This window comes from Pseudomonas sp. OV546, from assembly GCF_900116845.1.
GTDB classification, from domain to species: Bacteria; Pseudomonadota; Gammaproteobacteria; order Pseudomonadales; family Pseudomonadaceae; genus Aquipseudomonas; species Aquipseudomonas petroselini.
Window position 1 is genome coordinate 742,908 of sequence record NZ_FPCE01000001.1, and the last position, 17,768, is coordinate 760,675.

The following is a 17,768-nucleotide window of genomic DNA, read 5'->3' on the forward strand; positions in this document are numbered from 1 at the left end:
GTGGGTAAGCGCCCAGTCAGGAGTGTCGCGATGAGCAGTAAAGGTATTTCGATGTTTACCAGCCTGCTGTGCCTATGGGCGGGGGTAAGCGATGCGGCGCAAACCGTGGGGCAGGGCACGATTGAATTCAGGGGCAGTATTGTCGAGCCGGGGTGTGCGACAAATGCGCGCAGCGGCTCCGTCGTGGAGTTGAAAGGCTGCGCCCAGGCCAACCGCGGCAGTCGCCTGGAGGTGCGCGAGATGGCGCCGGTCGCCAGTGTCAACGCAGCCCATGTGCGGCTGGTGGCAGACAGCGTCAGCGGGCGTTACTACGACCAGCAGTATGTGCTGGTGGATGGCGCCGGTAAGCGGGTTCAGTCGGGTAACTACGTGATCACGCTGACGGTGCTTTGAGCCCTCGGGCGACGATCCGCATCAACAGCGGGGCCAGAAACCTATAGAATACTCGGCGGCGGCGCTGGTCCCGGGTGGCCGCTTGATCACCGCCCCCGCGTCATCACCGCCAGAGTACCGCGCCGTTCAATGAGCATTTCAGCCGCAACGCCCCAAGCCAATTGGCAACCGGTCATCGCTCTCGCGTTGGCCGCGTTTGTATTCAACACCACTGAATTCGTGCCCGTCGGGCTGCTCAGCGCCATCGGCGCCAGCTTCGACATGCCGGTGTCCAGCGTCGGGCTGATGCTCACCATCTACGCCTGGATCGTGTCCCTGACCTCGTTGCCGGTGATGCTGCTGACCCGTAATGTCGAACGGCGCAAGCTGCTGATCGTGTTGTTCTGCATGTTTATCGTCAGTCACATCCTCTCCAGCGTCGCCACCAGCTTTGGGCTGCTGATGGTCAGCCGTATCGGCATTGCCTTGTCCCACGCCTTGTTCTGGTCAATCACCGCGTCCCTGGCGGTACGCCTGGCGCCGGAAGGCAAGCAGGTGCAAGCCCTCGGCCTGTTGGCCACCGGCACCTCCCTGGCGATGGTCCTGGGTATTCCGCTCGGCCGCCTGCTGGGCGAAGCCATGGGCTGGCGCACCACCTTCCTGGTCATCGGCGCCTTTGCCGCCGCACTGGTGTTCTGGCTGGCGCGCACCTTGCCGCTGTTGCCGAGCCAGAACTCCGGTTCCCTGCGCAGCCTGCCGCTGCTGTTCAAGCGCCCGGCGCTGGTGGCGCTTTATGTGCTCACCGCCATGACCGTCACCGCGCAATTCACCGCCTACAGCTACATCGAACCCTTCGTCGAGGGCGTGGCCGGCATGAGCGGCAGCGCCGTGACCCTGATCCTGCTGGTGTTCGGCGGCGCTGGCATCATCGGCTCGTTGCTGTTCAGCCTGGTGCACCGCTTCAACCCCCACCTGTTCGTGGTGGGCGCCGTGTTTATCCTGGCCGCGTGCCTGGCGCTGATGCTGCCGTTGAGCGGCGCCGAGTCGTACCTGGTGACCCTGAGCATTTTCTGGGGCATGGCAATCATGGGCTTCGGCCTGGCCATGCAATCCAAGGTGCTGGTGCTGGCGCCGGATGCCACCGACGTGGCCATGGCGATGTTCTCCGGCATCTACAACATCGGCATCGGCGGCGGCGCCCTGATGGGCAGCTGGGTCGGCAGCCAGTTCGGCTTCGCCTGGATCGGCGCAGCGGGCGGTTTGCTGGCAGCGGTGGCGTTGATTGGGTATTGCCTGGCGATCAGGAAATTTGGCCAGGGCGTTGTAAACGGTTGATACAGGATAAGTCTTACACAACATTTTGATACCCATTGCTACCGTCGCCCGCGACCGCCCACTTCCCGTGGCGACGGCACTTGAACAGCAATGGAGTCGATTGTGCAAAAGCGTTTGACCGCAGAGTTTATCGGTACGTTCTGGCTGACGTTCGGCGGCTGTGGCAGCGCCATCCTGGCCGCTGCATTCCCGGGTTTGGGTATTGCTTTTGTCGGTGTTTCGCTGGCGTTTGGTCTCACTGTTCTGACCATGGCCTATGCGGTAGGCGGTATTTCCGGTGGGCATTTCAACCCGGCAGTGACCATTGGCCTGTGGGCGGGGCGGCGCATTGACGGCGCAGACGTGCTGCCGTACATCGCGGCGCAGGTCTGCGGCGCGATAGTGGCCGCAGCGGCGCGATAGTGGCCGCAGCGGCGCTGTACTTGATCGCCAACGGGCAGCCTGACTTCGCGGTAGGTGGTTTTGCCGCCAACGGTTACGGCCCATTGAGCCCTGGGCTCTTCGACGTGAAGGCCGCGCTGTTGGCCGAGCTGATCGCCACGTTTTTCTTCGTATTCATCATCATGCGCGTGACCGCACCGGGCGCGGTGCCGGGCTTTGCACCGATCGCCATCGGCCTGGCGCTGACCTTGATCCACTTGGTGCTGATCCCGGTGACCAATACGTCGGTGAACCCCGCTCGTAGCACCGGGCCGGCGTTGTTTGCCGGTGGGGAGTACATTGCGCAGCTCTGGATGTTCTGGCTGGCGCCGGTGGTGGGTGGGGTGATGGGCGCCTGGGCGGCGCGGTCGTTGGGTGACGGCGACAAACCAACGCCCGCCTGACGATCATCGGCGGGCGCTCGGGATTGACCGGGGCAGGGCGGGGCTTACAGTGCCGCGAGGACCGCCTCGAGTTTTTCCTGGTCGCGGGCAAACTGGCGAATGCCTTCAGCCAGTTTTTCGGTGGCCATCGCGTCTTCATTGGAACCCCAGCGAAACTGCGCTTCGGTGAGGGTCTGGCGCGACTCGCCGGCCGCCCCCGGATTCAATTGACGTTCCAGCAGGCCCTGGTCTTCATCGAGCTTTTGCAGCAGCTCGGGGCTGATGGTCAGGCGATCGCAGCCCGCCAGTTGCTCGATCTGGCTGAGGGTGCGGAAGCTGGCGCCCATGACCACGGTCTTGATGGCGTTGGCTTTGTAGTAGTTGTAGATCCGCGTCACGGACTGCACGCCTGGGTCTTCGGCGCCGGTGTAATCGAGGCCGGTGTTCTTGCGGTACCAGTCATAGATGCGGCCTACGAACGGCGAAATCAGGAACACCCCGGCGTCGGCGCAGGCGGCGGCCTGGACGAACGAAAACAGCAGGGTCAGGTTGGTCTGGATGCCGGCCTTTTCCAGGCGTTCGGCGGTGCGGATGCCTTCCCAGGTGGAGGCCAGTTTGATCAGCACGCGGTCGCGGCCGACGCCGGCCTGGTCGTACAACGCGATCAACTGGTTGGCCTTGGCCCACAGCGCGTCTTCGTCGAAGGACAGCCGCGCATCGACTTCGGTGGAGATGCGCCCCGGAATCACTTTAAGAATGCCGCAGCCCACCGACACCGCAAAGCGATCACAGGCCAGGTCCACATCACCCTTGGACAGGCTCACCGCACTGCGCAGCAGTTCGGCGTACTCCGGGATGGCGGCGGCCTTGAGCAGCAGGGACGGGTTGGTGGTGGCATCCACCGGGCGCAGGCGGCTGATGGCTTCCAGGTCGCCGGTGTCGCAGACCACGGTGGTGAATTGCTTGAGTTGTTCGAGCTTGGACGTCATGAGCGGCGGTCTCCAAAAAAGTTATTGGTTAAGGGCCTGTGCGGTGTCCAGGTCGGTGATCAGGATGTCCAGGTAGCCGCCCGTGAGCGCGCCACGAATGGCCTGGACCTTGTTCAACCCACCGGCCAGGCCAAGCACACGGTGGATGGCGCGCAGCTTGGGCAGCGCCACTGACACGACGAATTCTTCATCTTCCTCCAGCACCGGTTTGCCCTGGGCATCGAAGTAGCGCAGGCAGATATCGCCCACCGCGCCGCGTTCGGCGAGCAGGCGCAGCATGTCCTCGGTGTAGTAGTTACCGCTGTTGCGCAGCAGTTGCGAGGGCTCCAGGTCGCCGATGCCAACAATCGCCAGGGTGATGCTGTCAAAGCGCTGCAGCACTTCCTTGACCTCTTCCATCTGCACGATGCGCTGCTTGCTCTGCACCGATTGCTCGATGCTCTGCGACGGCAGCAAAAACGCCGGGCAGTTGAGCAGGGTCGCCAGGCGCTGGGTGAGCAAGGTGGCTTCAAACGCCCCCTTGTGGCCGACGCCGCCCAACAGTTGTACCACCTCCTGGGCGGCCTGTTTGCCGGGTTGCGCATGCAAGTGGCCAACCATGGCGCGAATGGTGCTGCTCCATGACGAAATACCGATATGGTCCTGGGGCGACAGGCTGGTTTCCAGGTAGTGGGCGGCAGCCGAACCGATGGCCTGCTTGATGCTCTCGTCATTGCCGGGCTCGGTGGCTTCCACCACGATCACCCGGCGCACGCCGTAGCGGCGCTGCAATTGAGTTTCCAATTCCAGGTGCAGGCCTTGCAGGCGCATCACCGTGATCTTCACCACGCCTTCCTGCAGCGCCCGGCGCAGGGCACGGCTGATAAAGGATTGGGACAGGTCCAGTTGCGCGGAAATCTCGGACTGCTTGAGCCCTTCTTCGTAATAGAGGCTCGCGATCTTAGTGATCAGGCGCTGTTCTTCGATCTGGCTCATGAAGGCCTCAGGGCTCTTTATAGTAAAAGGCATGACACAATGGCCGTGAGGATACCAAACCCTTACGACATGATCAGGCCGCCGTCGATATTGATCGCCTGGCCGGTCAGGTACGCCGCATCGTCCGAGGCGAGAAACGCCACCAAACCCGCCACATCCGAGGGTTTGCCGGCGCGGCGCAGAGGAATGTTCTTGACCCATTCGGCCATCAATTCACCCTTGCCGTAGCGTTTCTCGTCGGTACTGAGGATCTCGCCCCATACCCGGTCGTTGTAGTCCCACATCTCGCTTTCGATGATGCCGGGGCAGAACGCATTCACCGTGATGTTATGCCGCGCCAGCTCCAGTGCCAGGCTCTGGGTGATGCCGATCACGCCCATCTTGCTCGCGGCGTAGTGCGGCGTGTAGATGAACCCCTGGCGGCCCTGGCCGGAGGAGGTATTGATCAGCCGCCCACTGCCTTGCTTGACCATGTACTTGGCCGCCTCCCGGCAGCCGAGCCAGACGCCGGTGGTGTTCACCTGCAGCACCTTGTCGAAATCGGCGCGGGGCATCTTGTCGTAGTGGTCGATGGTGATGATGCCGGCGTTCTGCACCGACACGTCGATGCTGCCAAAGCGCGCGTGACCTTCGCGGTAGAGCTTTTCGATGTCGTCTTCACGGGTGACGTCGATGCCCAGGGCGAGGGTGTCTACCTTGTATTCCTGGGCCAGTTGGTCGGCAGTGAAGGTCACGCGCTCCAGGTCATTGGAGGCCAGGACCAGGTTGGCGCCTTCCTGGGCGAAGCGCTCGGCAATGCCGGCGCCGATGCCCCGGCAGGCGCCGGTGATCACCACAGTTTTACCGCTGAATCGTTGCGACATGACAAGGGTTCCCATGGTTACCAGCACACAAAGCCGCCATCGACCAACAGGTCGACACCGGTGCAGAAAGACGAGGCTTGGCTGACCAGGAAAATCGCCGGGCCGACCATTTCTTCGACGCTGGCCATGCGGCCCATGGGCGTGGTCTGTTCAAAAATCTTCACCTGGTCGGCGACTTCCGGGCGCGAATTCATCGGCGTGGCGGTGTAGCCGGGGCTGATGCAATTGACCCGCAAGCCCTTGTCGGCCCATTCCATCGCCAGGCTTTTGCTCAGGTGAATCACGCCGGCCTTGGAGGTGTTGTAGTGCGCTTGGAGCAAGCCTCGGTTGACGATGCTGCCGGACATCGAGGCGATATTGACGATGGCGCCTTTGCCTCGGGGCAACATCACCGCCGCCTGGGCCTGGCAACTGAGGAAGATGCCGGTGAGGTTGATGTCCAGGGTGGTTTGCCAGCGTTGCAGTTCGAGGTCTTCGGCGGCCTGGGCATTGGCGATGCCGGCGCAGTTGACCGCGACGCTCAATGCGCCGAGTTCGGATTCGGTGCGCGCGACCGCGGCATCCAGTGCGGCGCGTTCGGTGACGGTGCCGCTCAAGGCCAGGGCGCGACGGCCAAGGGCTTGGATGCGTTCGACGGTGCTGGCGATGCCGGGGCTGCCTGGTAGATCGAAGCAGGCGACATCGGCACCGGCTTCTGCGAGCCCGACGGCAATCGCCTGGCCAATGCCGCTGCCGGCGCCGGTGACAAAGGCCACTTGGCCCTGAAGACTGAAAAGTTGCATGAATCACTCCATTCTTGAATCACAGTGGATCCCCTGTGGGAGGGGGCTTGCTCCCGATAGCGGTGTATCAGTCATACTTTTTCAACTGAACCACCGCCATCGGGAGCAAGCCCCCTCCCACATTGGATCTTCATTGTTTGTGGGTTATGCAGTAGCCATTTCCATCACCGACACCGGGGTGGCCTCGCCACGCTCCAGGATCCCCATCTGCCGCCCCCGGCTCATCACCATCACCCGATGGGACAGGCCGAGCACTTCATCCAGGTCGGAACTGACCACGATCACCGCCATGCCTTTGGCCGCCAGGTCCGCGATCACTTCATAGATCGCCGCCCGTGCGCCCACGTCAATGCCGCGTGTCGGCTCGTCAAGGATGAACACCTTGGGATTGCGCGCCAGCCATTTGGCAATGATCACCTTCTGCTGGTTACCGCCCGACAAGCTGGAAATTCGCGACTGCGGCGCACCTTTCACCCCCAGCCGCGCCACCGCCGTGCGGGCGAATTCGCGCAGCGGGGCAGGGAACACCCAGCCGCGTTTATCCAGCAGGTCGGTGTTGCCGTAGATCAGGTTGTCTTCGATGCGATGTTCCACCACCACGCCTTGCTGCTTACGGTCTTCGGGCACCAGCACCACGCCGGCCTGGATCGCCTCAAAGGGCGAGCGCAAGTGGCGCACTTCGCCATCCAGCACTAAATGTCCTTGGATGTCCTGGGCCGCGCCAGCGATGGTGCGTACCAGTTCAGTCCGCCCGGCACCGACGACACCGGCAATGCCGAACACTTCACCGGCACGCACGCTGAAGTCGATGCCGTGCAAGGCGAATTCGCGGCAACTCAAATCCTTGACCTGCAACATCACCTGCTCTTGTGGCGCTTGCAGGGCAGGGAAAATCCGCTCCAGGCTGCGCCCGACCATCTGCTCCACCAGTTCGCGCACCGGCACTTGCGCGGTGGCGTGCAAGGCGATCTGGCGACCGTCGCGCAGCACCAGCACGCGGTCGGCGATGCGCGCGATTTCTTCCAGGCGGTGGCTGATATAGATAAACGACACGCCTTCGGCCTTGAGCCGTTCCACCTGCTTGAACAGCAACTCGGTTTCTTCCCCGCCCAAGGCAGCGGTGGGTTCGTCGAGAATCAACAGGCTGGCCTTGAGGGTCAGCGCCTTGGCGATTTCAACCAATTGCTGGGCCGCCACGCTCAGGCCTTCGACCTTGCGCGACGCCGGCACCTTGAGCCCCAGGCGCTCCAACTGGATCTGCGCCTGGGCCTCCATGTACTCGCGGTCCACCCGCCCGTGACGCATGGGCAGGCGGCCGACGAAGATGTTCTCGGCAATCGACAATTGCGGCAGCAGGCGGATTTCCTGGTGGATCAGGCCGATCCCGGCACCCAGTGCCGCACCCGGTGAAGCCGGTGCGTAAGGCGCGCCGAGCCAGGTCATGCTGCCCCCGGCTTCAGGCTGTACCAGCCCGGCGATGATCGACGACAAGGTCGACTTGCCCGCACCGTTCTCGCCGAGCAGGGCCAACACTTCGCCGGGGCGAATGTCCACGTTGACCTGCGACAGTACCTGCACCGGCCCGTAGGCCTTGCTGATATTGCGCAGGCACAGCACCGCGTCGGCGCGGGCGGTGTCCAGGGCTGCTGCTTGCATGACGACCTCCAAGGCTTACGGGTGCTGTTGCAGGAACGGCGCGACGTTTTCTTTGGTGGTCAGCACGGTGGGCAGCAGTTGTTCCCTAGGCACGTCTTTACCGGCTTTGAGGTCGATGGCGGACGCCACGGCCAGACGCCCCATTTTCTGGGTCTGCTGGGTCATGGTCGCGTTCAGCACGCCGCTTTGCACCGCCTTGAGCCCGGCCACATCGCCGTCGAAACCGACCACCACCACCTTGTGATCGAGGTTGCCGACCTTCACCGCCTGGGCGGCGCCCAAGGCCATGGCATCGGCGCGGCCGAAGAACACCGTGATGTTCGGGTCACGCTGGAGCAGGTCCTGGGCCACGGCGAAGCCTTTGTCCTGGGCCCATTCAGCGGGTTGCTGGGCGACGATTTTGAGGTCCGGGAAGGCTTTCAAGCCTTCTTCGAAACCCTTGGCGCGATCATTCTCGGGGGTGGTGCCGAGCTGGCCTTGCAGGATCGCGATGCGGCCCTTGCCGTCGGTGAGCTTGCCGACGTATTCGGCCAGGGTCTTGGCACCGGCCACGCTGTCGCTGGCGATGAAGGTATCGCCCGGTGCATCGGGGGCGTTGCGGTCGACGGCGATCACCGGGATCCCGGCGGCCTTGGCGGCTTTCACCGGCACACCGGCGGCGGTGGCGCCGGCCGGAATGTAGATCAGCACATCGATCTGGCGGGTGATCAGGTCTTCAATCTGGCTGACTTGGGTGGAGGAGTTGCCCTGGGCATCCACGGTGATCACCTTGATGCCCTTGGCCTTGCCCTCGGCTTCCACCGATTGCTTGATCTGGTTGAAGAAGTCGGCCTGCAGGTTGGCCACGGCGAGGCCGATGGTCAGGTCCTTGGCCCAGGTGGTGCCGGCAGCGGTGAGGGTGGCGGCCGCGAGGGCGGTGGCCAACAGCAGTTTCTTGGGGCTGAACATGTCGGTGACTCCTGGTTTTATTGTTGGAGGGTGTCAACTGTCGAACAGGTTTAACGGGCAGTGCTGGAGCGGCGTCGCAGGGTATCGATGGTGACGGCGAGGGCGATGACCACGCCGATCACCACTTGTTGAATAAAGGGCGAAACACCGAGCAGGTTCAGACCATTGCGCAACACGCCAATGATCAGCACACCGACCAGGGTGCCGCCGATGCTGCCGACGCCGCCGCTGAGGCTGGCGCCGCCAATCACCACGGCGGCGATGGCGTCCAGTTCCAGGCTCAGCCCGGCGCTGGGTTGCGAAGAGTCCAGGCGTGCCGCCAGGGTCACGGCGGCGATACCGGCCAGCGCACCGCTGATGGCGTACACCCACAGGGTGATCGCGCGCACCTTGATGCCGGACAGGCGCGCCACTTCCGGGCTGCCGCCCATGGCATACAGGTTACGGCCGCCAGCGCGAAAGCGCAGGAACACCCAGGCCACCACCAGCATCACCAGGAACAGCCCGACGGTTGCCGACAGAAACCCAAAGTGACGCACCGTGGCCAGGCTGGTGAACCAGTCCGGGTAGCCGACGATCTGCCGGCCTTCGGTGAGGATGTTCGCCAGGCCACGCGCCACCGACATCATGGTTAGCGTGGCAATGAAGGGGGGCAGCTTGGCGTAGGTGATCAAGCCGCCGGACACCAGCCCCGCAAGCATGCCGCTGGCAATCGAGATGGGAATCGCAAAGCCCAGCGGCACCGCCTGATCCTGGTAAAGCCAACCGAGCATCATCATCGAGAAGGCCAGCACCGAGCCGACCGACAGGTCGATGCCGCCGATCACGATCACGGCGGTCATGCCGATCGCAAGGATGCCCAGCACCGTGACCTGATCAAGAATGTTCAGGCCATTGCGCAGCGAGAAGAAGAATTCGGAACTGAAGGAGAAGACCAGCACCAGCAGCACCAGGCCGATCAGCGGGCCGCCGATATTGCTGGGGAGCAGTTTCACCAACCGTGGGCGGTGGGGCGGCTTGAGTTCGGCCGGGTGCTGGACAATAGCTTTGGCGTCCACAGTGTTCTCCTGATTTATTTTTTTGGAGTGCTTTCAAGCGCGTTGAATATTTATGCGTGCTTGACTGTTAATTCAGATTCCAGTGACACCGTGTCAAAGTCAAGCGCTTAATTTTTCCAATATGCCTCTAGGGCGCCACTTTCACCCCGCGCAAAGCCACGGGATAGATAAGCGCGCGTGGGATTTTGGCCGTTTGTCCGAGGGGTATTTCCCGTTTTTATTTCATTTTTCCACCGGTCATTCACTTGACCTGCTGAACGTTCGGCGTCTAAATAGAAATATATTGTCATTGCTGAATAAATATTCAAACACAGCTTTGCACACGTTCACCCCCGCGTGGTCAGCCTCAAAGGAGCCGCTGCATGAATGCCTTCCAGTACGACGCCCACCAGATCAAAGAACAGGCCCGCCTGATCCGGCGCCATGTGATCCGCCTGAATGCCGACTCACCGGCCGGTGGCCACACCGGGGCCGATCTTTCGGAAACCGATATCCTCGCCACCCTGTATTTCCGCATTCTCAATACCGGGCCGGAGCGTATCGAAGACCCTGAGCGCGATATCTATATCCAGAGCAAGGGCCACGGTGTCGGCGGCTTGTACTGCTGCCTGGCGCAGGCGGGCTACATTCCCGTGGACTGGCTGCCCACCTACCAACACTTCAACTCCCACCTGCCGGGCCACCCGGTGCGGCAGAAAACCCCCGGCATCGAACTGAACACCGGTGCCCTCGGCCACGGCTTGCCGGTGGCGGTAGGGCTGGCGTTGGCGGCGAAGATGTCCGGCAGCAAAAAACGCATCTACGTGCTGACCGGCGACGGTGAACTGGCCGAAGGCTCCAACTGGGAAGCGGCGATGGCTGCCGCCAAGTACGGCCTGGATAACCTGTTCGTGATCGTCGACAAGAACAAGTTGCAACTGGCGGGGTTGACGGCCGAGATCATGCCCCTCGACCCATTGGACGTGAAATGGGCGGCCTTCGGCTTCCGTGTCAGCGAGTGCGACGGCAACGACGTGGGCCAGTTGATCGAAGCCTTGGAAAGCATGCAGGCCAAGACCGGCGTGCCCCAGGTGCTGATCGCGCACACCATCAAAGGCAAGGGCGTGTCGTTTATCGAAGCCCGTCCCGAATGGCACCACCGCGTGCCCAAGGGTGATGAAATCAACGCGGCACTGGAGGAGTTGAGTCATGGCGAGTGAACATCTGGCGAGCGTCATGGTGGAGGCCTTTATTGCTGCCGTCGATGCCGGACTGGACGTGGTGCCGGTGGTCAGCGACTCCACCTCCACGGCCAAGATCGGCCCGTTTGCGCAGCGTTTTCCCGAGCGGTTGATCAATGTCGGCATTGCCGAGCAGTCGCTGGTCAGCGTCGCCGCCGGCCTGGCCCTGGGCGGCAAGATCGCCGCGACCTGCAACGCGGCGCCGTTCCTGATTTCGCGCGCCAACGAGCAGATCAAAGTCGACGTTTGCTACAACCAGGCCAACGTCAAAATGTTCGGCCTGAATGCCGGCGCCAATTATGGCCCGTTGGCCAGCACGCACCACAGCCTCGACGATATCTCGGTGATGCGCGGCTTTGGCAATGTGCAGATTTTCGCCCCGGCCGACGCGATTGAATGCCGGCAGATCGTCGACTATGCGCTGCGCTACCACGGCCCGGTGTATATCCGTCTCGACGGCAAGGCCTTGCCGGACGTGCATACGGGCGACTATCAATTCGTGCCGGGGCAGGTGGATATCCTGCGGCAGGGCGCGGACGTGAGCATCGTCGCCCTGGGCTCGGTGGTGCATGAAGCGGTGGACGCGGCACGGGTTCTCGCGGAGCAGGGCATCCAGGCGCAGGTGATCAACCTGTCGTCGATCCGGCCGTTGCAGCGTGACGTCTTGCTTAGCGCCCTGAGTGGCACGCGGGCGGTTATCACCGTCGAGGAACACAATATCAACGGTGGCGTCGGCAGCCTGGTCGCCGAAGTGCTGGCCGAAGCCGGGCTGGGCATTGCCCTGGTGCGCTTGGGTATTGGTGATGGCGAATATGCCGCCGCCGGCGCCCGTGAACCGACCCGCGCCTTGCATAACATCGACGCGGCTGGGATTGTGGCGGCTGCCACTCGGTTGCGGTGAAGGCGATGACGAATAACACTCCGCTGATCCTGGCGATAGATGAAGGCACCAGCAATGCCAAGGCGGTGCTGGTCAACGAACGCGGGCAGGTGATTGCGCGGGGCTCGCGGCCGCTGAGCATCACCCATCCGCAGCCGGGGTTTTCCGAGCAGGACCCGCTGCTGATCTGGTACAGCACCCTGGCCGCCATCGAAGAATGCCTGGCCCAAGTGGACCGGCCGATCACCGCGCTGGCGATCAGCAACCAGCGTGAATCGGTGGTGGCCTGGGACCGGCATACCGGCGAAGCGCTGTCGCCGTGCATCAGTTGGCAATGCCGACGCTCCACCGCGTTGTGTGCCCAGTTGCATGAGCAGGGGCATGAGGCACTGATTCTGGACAAAACCGGCTTGGCGTTGGACCCGATGTTCTCGGCAGGCAAGTTCCGCTGGATTCTCGACCACCTTGAGGATGGCCACGCACGCGCCGCCGCCGGCGATATCTGCCTGGGCACGGTGGACAGCTGGCTGCTGTGGAAGCTCAGCGGCGGTCAGGTGTTCGCCACCGACTACTCCAACGCGGCGCGCACTCAACTGTTCAACCTGCACACCTGTGCCTGGGACCCGGTGCTGTTGGACCTGTTCCAGATTCCACTGGCCGCATTGGCGCCCATCCAGCCGAGCGCCGGCTTTTTTGCGGAAACCGTCGCGGCGGGTGGTTTGCCCGCCGGCATCCCGGTGATGTCGATGATCGGTGACTCCCACGCTGCGCTGTACGGGCAGGGCGGTTTTGCGCCGGGGCTGGTGAAAGCGACGCTCGGCACCGGCTCGTCGTTGATGACGCCCATGGGCGGCCCGATTGCCTCGACGCACGGGCTGTCCACCACCCTGGCCTGGCATGACGGCGGCCAACCGACGTTCGGTATGGAAGGCAACATCGTCCACACCGGCGCCGCCGTGCAGTGGGCTTCGCGCCTGGTGGCGGGGGAATCCCTGGATGTGCTCACCGAGCAGGCCGCGCAACTACCCGACAACGGTGGCGTGTATTTTGTGCCGGCGCTGTCCGGGCTGGGCGCGCCACACTGGCAGGCGGATGCACGTGGCTTGATCTGCGGGCTGACCGAGGTCACTTCCGGCGCGCATATCCTGCGGGCGTCGCTGGAGTCGATTGGGTATCAGATCCGGGATGTCTTCGAGGCCATGCAGCAGGACATCGGCAGCCCGTTGAAGGAGCTGTGGGTGGACGGCGGCGCGACGCGCAACCGTTGGTTGATGCAGTTTTTGGCTAACCTGTTGCAACGCCCGGTGGTGCGCAGCCTGTCGCCGGAGGTCTCGGCGCTGGGCGCGGCGCACCTGGCGGGGAGGGCGTTGGGGGTGTGGGTGAGTGATGAAGCGCTGGGCGCGCTGGAGCGGCAGCGGGAGCGGTTTGAGCCGCAGGATGATTGCGCGATGGCGGGGCGTTATTCAGCGTGGAAAAAGGCGCTGGCTCGGACACTGTTGTGACGTGTAGGCGTTTGCTCCCGCTCCATCTAACGGTTAGACCGCGATCCAAATGTGGGAGGGGGCTTGCCCCCGATAGCGGTGTGTCAGTCGATTCATCAGGTGACTGATTCAGCGCCATCGGGGCCTCGGTATCTACACCACTCTGGCTATGGCGCTGGACCTGTGGCGAGGGAGCTTGCTCCCGCTGGCTGCCCGACAGCCGAGCGCCATCTAACGGTTAGACCGCGATGCAAATGTGGGAGGGGGCTTGCCCCCGATAGCGGTGTGTCAGCCGATTCATCAGGTGACTGATTCAGCGCCATCGGGGCATCGGTATCTACACAATTCTGGCTATGGCGCTGGACCTGTGGCGAGGGAGCTTGCTCCCGCTGGCGGGCTGGCAGACGACCAGGATGTTGGATCAGACCGGGTACATATCCGTTATTTAGGTAACGGCTGCTATGGGTTCCGCCCTTACGGCGGCTCACTTTTGAAAAGCGCAAAAGTAAGCAAAACGCTCTTGCCCCAACACTCGGCACCTCGCTCACGCTCGGTGTGCCCGTAATCCGACATTGATTTGGGGGGCCGCCGCCACGCGCCATCCATGGCGCGGGGCGGCTAAACCGGCATCCCTGCCGGTTTACCCCCCAAATCCCTGTCGAATTCCGGCCAGCGTGTTTGACGGGGCGCCTGAGATCAAAAGCCGGATCAAGATCAAGAGCTGCTCGCTTCGCATCGTGGTTACCGGTTACGGCCTCAAGGCTTCCAGGTTTGTACATCCTTGGCGTCCACGGCCTTGGGCAACAGCCCTGCCTTGAAGAATGCATCGGCGATTTTCTGCTGCTCGCCCAACTGATCGATCGTCACCGGTTGCACCTGATAACTGCGGTGCGCATTGGCTGCTTCAACCGTGGCCACATCCAGGTTGCCCCACAGCGGGCCAAGCACGTTGGCCGCGTCTTGCGGGTGGGTTTTCACCCATTGGCCGGCCTTTTCCAGCTGTGCATACACCACGTTCAACACGTCTGGATGCGCCTTGGCGTACGGCGTGCCGGTCAGGTAGTAACGCTTGTAGCTGGCCAGCCCCGTGCCGTCCGCCAGGGTGCGTGTCGGCAGTTGACGTTGCACGCTGGTGAGGAAGGGCTCCCAGGTGACCCAGGCGTCGACCTTGTTGTTCTCGAACGCTGCGCGACCGTCGGCGGGTGACAGGTAGGCCGGCTCGATATCCGAAAAGGCCAGCCCCGCCTTGGTCAGCGCGGCGATCAGCAGGTAGTGCGTGCCGGCCGCCTTGGTCACTGCGATCTTTTTGCCCTTGAGGTCCGCCAGCTGCTGGATCGGTGAGTCCTTGCGCACCACGATGGCCTGGGCGGAAGGCGAGGGCGCTTCCTGGGCGAAGTAGGTGAGCTTGGCCTGGGCCGCCTGGGCGAAGATCGGCACGGTGTCGGCCACGTCGGCGCTGATGTCGACGTTGCCCACGTTCAACGCTTCCAGCAGCGGCAGGCCGCTGGGGAACTCGTGCCAGCTCACGTCGATGTTGTCGGCCTTGAGGGCTTTTTCCAGGGTGCCCTGGGTTTTGAGCAGGGTGATCAGGGTCGAGGATTTCTGGTAACCGATGCGCACGGTTTCCTGGGCCTGCGCACTGACTGCGACGGTAAAGGCCAGCAACCCGAGGACGGCGGCGAGGGGGCGACGTAGGGACATGATGAGCTCGATCTCTAACAAAATAGCCCTGAGCTTAAAGTTCTAAAAACCATTCGTTAAATACTCTTTGGATCTTAGCTTAGGGCGCTTTTTCCGCGTTCTGACGAATTGGGCATAACGATAGAATTATAGGGTTCTTTCATAATTTCTCGTCATTAATATAATCGAATTAACTTTACTGCCAGGCCCTGCGCGGTTTTTTGGCATATGCAGCTGTCTTCTTCTCACCCACGCCAAGGCCTTTCATGACGTTCAAGAAACTAATCGTCGCCGCCAGTTTGCTGTTCGCCGCTGCGGTGGCCCATGCCGAGCAAACCCTGGACATCAGTTACCAACGCTCGTCCACCTTGTGGATTTTGCTCAAGCAGAACGGCCAGTTGGAGCAGCGCCTCAAGCCCTTGGGATTCACCGTCAACTGGCATGAATTCAGCACCGGCCTGCTCAGCTCGTTGAACGCCGGCAGCGTCGACCTGCACGCCGATGTGGCCGACGCCTTCGCGCTGTTCACCCAGGCCGCCGATGCACCGCTGACCTATTACGCCCAGGAAAACTCATCGCCGGGCGCCCAGGCGATCATCGTTCAGGACCAGTCGCCGATCCACAGCATCGCCGACCTCAAGGGCAAGACCGTCGCGGTGTCCAAGGGCTCGGGCAGTAACTTCCTGCTGATTTCCGCCTTGAAAAAGGCCGGGCTGACCCTGGCCGATATCACCCCGCGCTATCTGGAAGCACCGGACGGTGGCGCGGCCTTCGCCAATGGCAGTGTCGACGCCTGGGTGATCTGGGACCCGTTCCTCGCCTCCCAGCAACTGGATCACCACGTGCGTGTGATCGCCGACGGCAAGGACGGCCTGGCCGACTACAACCGTTTCTACCTGGCCACGACTAAGTTCGCCAAGGCCCACCCGGACGTGTTGCAGGTGACCTTCGACACCCTGCGCGAGACCGGCCAATGGGTGAAGGCCCACCCCAAGGAAGCCGCCGACATCCTCGGCCCGCTGTGGGGCAATATCGCCCCGGCCACCGTGGAGCGCGCCAATAGCCGACGCAGCTACGACATCATTCCGGTCAAGGTGGAAAACCTCGCCGAGCAGCAGCGCATCGCCGACACCTACTACACCGCCAAGCTGATTCCCAAGCCGTTGAAGGTCAGCGCCATCAGCGTGTGGACACCCAAGCCATGAGCCGCCAAATCCATTTATCCGCGTTCCTGTTGAGTGGGCCGGTGGTGCACAGCCATGCGGTGTGGCGCCACCCGGAAACCGTCGGCAATTACCTCGACCCCGAGTACTACGCACGAGTGGCCAAGGTGGTGGAGGAAGGGCTATTCGACTTCCTGTTCTTCGCCGACCGCCTCGCGGTGGGCGATCAAATGGGCGGCTCCCGCGCGTTCGCCTTGCGCTATGGCGCCCAGGACGCCACGCGCCTGGACCCGTTGCCGATCCTCTCTTACCTGGTCGGCAAAACCAGCAAGCTGGGCCTGGGCGCGACGCGGTCCACCACTTATTACGAACCGGCGCACATCGCCCGTGAATTCGCCACCCTGGACCACCTGTCCAAGGGCCGCGCGGCGTGGAATATCGTCACTTCGATGAACGACAGCGAAGGGCGCCTGTTCGGCAAGGACAAGCACCTGGAGCACGACCTGCGCTACGACCGTGCCGATGAGTTTGTCGAAGTCGCGCTGAAACTGTGGAACAGCTGGGGCAAGGACGCGCTGAAGCTGGATCGCGAAAGCGGCGTGCTGGCGGACCCGGAGTTGATCCGTTCGGTGCAGCACCAGGGCGAATGGTTCAAGGTTGAAGGCCCGCTGAATATTCCGCGCACGCCCCAGGGCCGACCGGTGCTGATCCAGGCCGGTTCGTCAGGCCGTGGGCGGCGCTTCGGCGCGCGTTGGGCCGAGGCGATCTTCACCATCCATCCGCATTTGGCGGCGATGCGTGCGTTCCGTGATGACGTGCGCGCCCAAGTGGTGCAGCAAGGCCGTGACGCCGACAGCTGCAAAGTGCTGACGGCGGTGATGCCGTTCATTGGCGGCAGCGAAGCCGAGGCCCGCGCCAAGCGCGATCAGCACAACGCGTTGGCCCGGCCGGAGTTGGGGCTGGTGACACTGGCTTCGCAGCTGAATGTGGACCTGTCGCCATTCCCGCTGTCGGCGACGCTGGCCGAGATTGCCCAGTCGCCGCTGATCCCTCCGGCCGCCGCGGAAAAGCTCTTGATGCAAGGCCCGCAAACCACTCTGGAACAGCTGGGGCGCATCTTCGCCAGCAGCGTGCGCGTGCCGCAATTGGTGGGCACCGGGGCGCAGATTGCCGATCAATTGGCCGAGCTGTTTGAGCAGGGCGGTTGCGACGGGTTTGTGATCTCTCCGGGGTACCTGCCGGGGTCGTTTACCGAGTTTGTCGAGAGCGTGATTCCGCATTTGCAGCGCAAGGGCTTGTTTCGCACCGCGTATGCAGGGTCGACGCTGCGCGAGCACCTGGGCCTGGCCGAGCTGCAGGGTTGAGCGGTTATTCATCCTGTAGTGAGCGGGCTTGCCCCGCGCTGGGCTGCGAAGCGGCCCCACTAAGATCGCCGCGTTCTTTCAGGTAACACGTGGTGTTTGGTTTTAGGGCCGCTTCGCAGCCCAGCGCGGGGCAGGCCCGCTCACCACAGCAAGCCCGCTCACTACAAAGAACGGTGAGCGGGCTTCATTACTGAGTTGA

At 62.9% G+C, this 17,768-nt stretch carries 15 protein-coding genes and 1 pseudogene; 8 read left to right on the forward strand and 8 right to left on the reverse strand.

Annotated features, from left to right (window positions below):
• The first annotated feature begins 30 nt into the window (after positions 1-30).
• From BM403_RS03535 to aqpZ, 3 genes and pseudogenes are all read left to right on the forward strand, one after another.
• Positions 31-393, forward strand: coding sequence for a hypothetical protein (locus BM403_RS03535; protein WP_093541595.1), 363 nt, complete (start codon positions 31-33; stop codon positions 391-393).
• Between the two features lie 129 nt (positions 394-522).
• On the forward strand, positions 523-1,707 hold the full coding sequence (locus tag BM403_RS03540; protein ID WP_012724875.1) for a sugar transporter: 1,185 nt from the start codon (positions 523-525) through the stop codon (positions 1,705-1,707).
• Positions 1,708-1,797: 90 nt separating this feature from the next.
• A pseudogene (gene aqpZ, locus BM403_RS03545) lies at positions 1,798-2,531 on the forward strand (aquaporin Z).
• Positions 2,532-2,575: 44 nt separating this feature from the next.
• Here the strand turns inward: aqpZ and tal are convergent.
• The 7 genes from tal to BM403_RS03580 all read right to left on the reverse strand — a co-directional run bounded on the left by tal (position 2,576) and on the right by BM403_RS03580 (position 9,781).
• Complete coding sequence (gene tal / locus BM403_RS03550; RefSeq protein WP_012724873.1) at positions 2,576-3,499, reverse strand: transaldolase; 924 nt, start codon at positions 3,497-3,499, stop codon at positions 2,576-2,578.
• A 21-nt stretch (positions 3,500-3,520) separates the two neighbouring features.
• Positions 3,521-4,474, reverse strand: a complete 954-nt coding sequence (locus BM403_RS03555; protein ID WP_012724872.1) for a sugar-binding transcriptional regulator — start codon at positions 4,472-4,474, stop codon at positions 3,521-3,523.
• Between the two features lie 62 nt (positions 4,475-4,536).
• On the reverse strand, positions 4,537-5,337 hold the full coding sequence (locus tag BM403_RS03560) for an SDR family oxidoreductase (protein WP_012724871.1): 801 nt from the start codon (positions 5,335-5,337) through the stop codon (positions 4,537-4,539).
• A 17-nt stretch (positions 5,338-5,354) separates the two neighbouring features.
• The gene (locus BM403_RS03565) at positions 5,355-6,119 is read right to left on the reverse strand and encodes an SDR family oxidoreductase (protein WP_012724870.1); all 765 of its coding nucleotides are present in this window, start codon (positions 6,117-6,119) and stop codon (positions 5,355-5,357) included.
• 144 nt (positions 6,120-6,263) lie between these two features.
• On the reverse strand, positions 6,264-7,775 hold the full coding sequence (locus tag BM403_RS03570; RefSeq protein WP_052308672.1) for a sugar ABC transporter ATP-binding protein: 1,512 nt from the start codon (positions 7,773-7,775) through the stop codon (positions 6,264-6,266).
• Between the two features lie 15 nt (positions 7,776-7,790).
• On the reverse strand, positions 7,791-8,723 hold the full coding sequence (locus tag BM403_RS03575; protein WP_012724868.1) for a sugar ABC transporter substrate-binding protein: 933 nt from the start codon (positions 8,721-8,723) through the stop codon (positions 7,791-7,793).
• A gap of 50 nt (positions 8,724-8,773) precedes the next feature.
• Positions 8,774-9,781, reverse strand: coding sequence for an ABC transporter permease (locus BM403_RS03580; RefSeq protein WP_012724867.1), 1,008 nt, complete (start codon positions 9,779-9,781; stop codon positions 8,774-8,776).
• 362 nt (positions 9,782-10,143) lie between these two features.
• Between BM403_RS03580 and BM403_RS03585 the strand changes: the two genes are divergently transcribed.
• From BM403_RS03585 to BM403_RS03595, 3 genes are read left to right on the forward strand one after another with little or no spacing between them, the layout of a single operon-like run.
• Positions 10,144-10,980, forward strand: a complete 837-nt coding sequence (locus tag BM403_RS03585) for a transketolase (protein WP_012724866.1) — start codon at positions 10,144-10,146, stop codon at positions 10,978-10,980.
• On the forward strand, positions 10,970-11,902 hold the full coding sequence (locus tag BM403_RS03590) for a transketolase family protein (RefSeq protein WP_093541597.1): 933 nt from the start codon (positions 10,970-10,972) through the stop codon (positions 11,900-11,902). The genes BM403_RS03585 and BM403_RS03590 overlap by 11 nt, the downstream gene beginning before the upstream one ends.
• Before the next feature lie 5 nt (positions 11,903-11,907).
• Positions 11,908-13,383 (forward strand): FGGY family carbohydrate kinase, encoded by a 1,476-nt coding sequence (locus tag BM403_RS03595; protein WP_093541599.1) that lies wholly within the window; start codon positions 11,908-11,910, stop codon positions 13,381-13,383.
• Between the two features lie 735 nt (positions 13,384-14,118).
• Here the strand turns inward: BM403_RS03595 and BM403_RS03600 are convergent.
• On the reverse strand, positions 14,119-15,063 hold the full coding sequence (locus BM403_RS03600) for an aliphatic sulfonate ABC transporter substrate-binding protein (protein WP_093541601.1): 945 nt from the start codon (positions 15,061-15,063) through the stop codon (positions 14,119-14,121).
• A 245-nt stretch (positions 15,064-15,308) separates the two neighbouring features.
• Between BM403_RS03600 and BM403_RS03605 the strand changes: the two genes are divergently transcribed.
• Together BM403_RS03605 and BM403_RS03610 are read left to right on the forward strand one after the other, a co-directional pair.
• Positions 15,309-16,247, forward strand: coding sequence for an aliphatic sulfonate ABC transporter substrate-binding protein (locus tag BM403_RS03605; RefSeq protein ID WP_012724862.1), 939 nt, complete (start codon positions 15,309-15,311; stop codon positions 16,245-16,247).
• Positions 16,244-17,569, forward strand: coding sequence for an LLM class flavin-dependent oxidoreductase (locus BM403_RS03610; RefSeq protein ID WP_012724861.1), 1,326 nt, complete (start codon positions 16,244-16,246; stop codon positions 17,567-17,569). The genes BM403_RS03605 and BM403_RS03610 overlap by 4 nt, the downstream gene beginning before the upstream one ends.
• The last annotated feature ends 199 nt before the right edge of the window (positions 17,570-17,768 follow it).

Bases quoted from the DNA above. Each gene is read 5' to 3' on its own strand.
- BM403_RS03535 (WP_093541595.1), top strand. From the start codon at position 31: ATGAGCAGTAAAGGTATTTCGATGTTTACCAGCCTGCTGTGCCTATGG.
- BM403_RS03540 (WP_012724875.1), top strand. From the start codon at position 523: ATGAGCATTTCAGCCGCAACGCCCCAAGCCAATTGGCAACCGGTCATC.
- tal (WP_012724873.1), bottom strand. From the start codon at position 3,499: ATGACGTCCAAGCTCGAACAACTCAAGCAATTCACCACCGTGGTCTGC.
- BM403_RS03555 (WP_012724872.1), bottom strand. From the start codon at position 4,474: ATGAGCCAGATCGAAGAACAGCGCCTGATCACTAAGATCGCGAGCCTC.
- BM403_RS03560 (WP_012724871.1), bottom strand. From the start codon at position 5,337: ATGTCGCAACGATTCAGCGGTAAAACTGTGGTGATCACCGGCGCCTGC.
- BM403_RS03565 (WP_012724870.1), bottom strand. From the start codon at position 6,119: ATGCAACTTTTCAGTCTTCAGGGCCAAGTGGCCTTTGTCACCGGCGCC.
- BM403_RS03570 (WP_052308672.1), bottom strand. From the start codon at position 7,775: ATGCAAGCAGCAGCCCTGGACACCGCCCGCGCCGACGCGGTGCTGTGC.
- BM403_RS03575 (WP_012724868.1), bottom strand. From the start codon at position 8,723: ATGTTCAGCCCCAAGAAACTGCTGTTGGCCACCGCCCTCGCGGCCGCC.
- BM403_RS03585 (WP_012724866.1), top strand. From the start codon at position 10,144: ATGAATGCCTTCCAGTACGACGCCCACCAGATCAAAGAACAGGCCCGC.
- BM403_RS03590 (WP_093541597.1), top strand. From the start codon at position 10,970: ATGGCGAGTGAACATCTGGCGAGCGTCATGGTGGAGGCCTTTATTGCT.
- BM403_RS03595 (WP_093541599.1), top strand. From the start codon at position 11,908: ATGACGAATAACACTCCGCTGATCCTGGCGATAGATGAAGGCACCAGC.
- BM403_RS03600 (WP_093541601.1), bottom strand. From the start codon at position 15,063: ATGTCCCTACGTCGCCCCCTCGCCGCCGTCCTCGGGTTGCTGGCCTTT.
- BM403_RS03605 (WP_012724862.1), top strand. From the start codon at position 15,309: ATGACGTTCAAGAAACTAATCGTCGCCGCCAGTTTGCTGTTCGCCGCT.
- BM403_RS03610 (WP_012724861.1), top strand. From the start codon at position 16,244: ATGAGCCGCCAAATCCATTTATCCGCGTTCCTGTTGAGTGGGCCGGTG.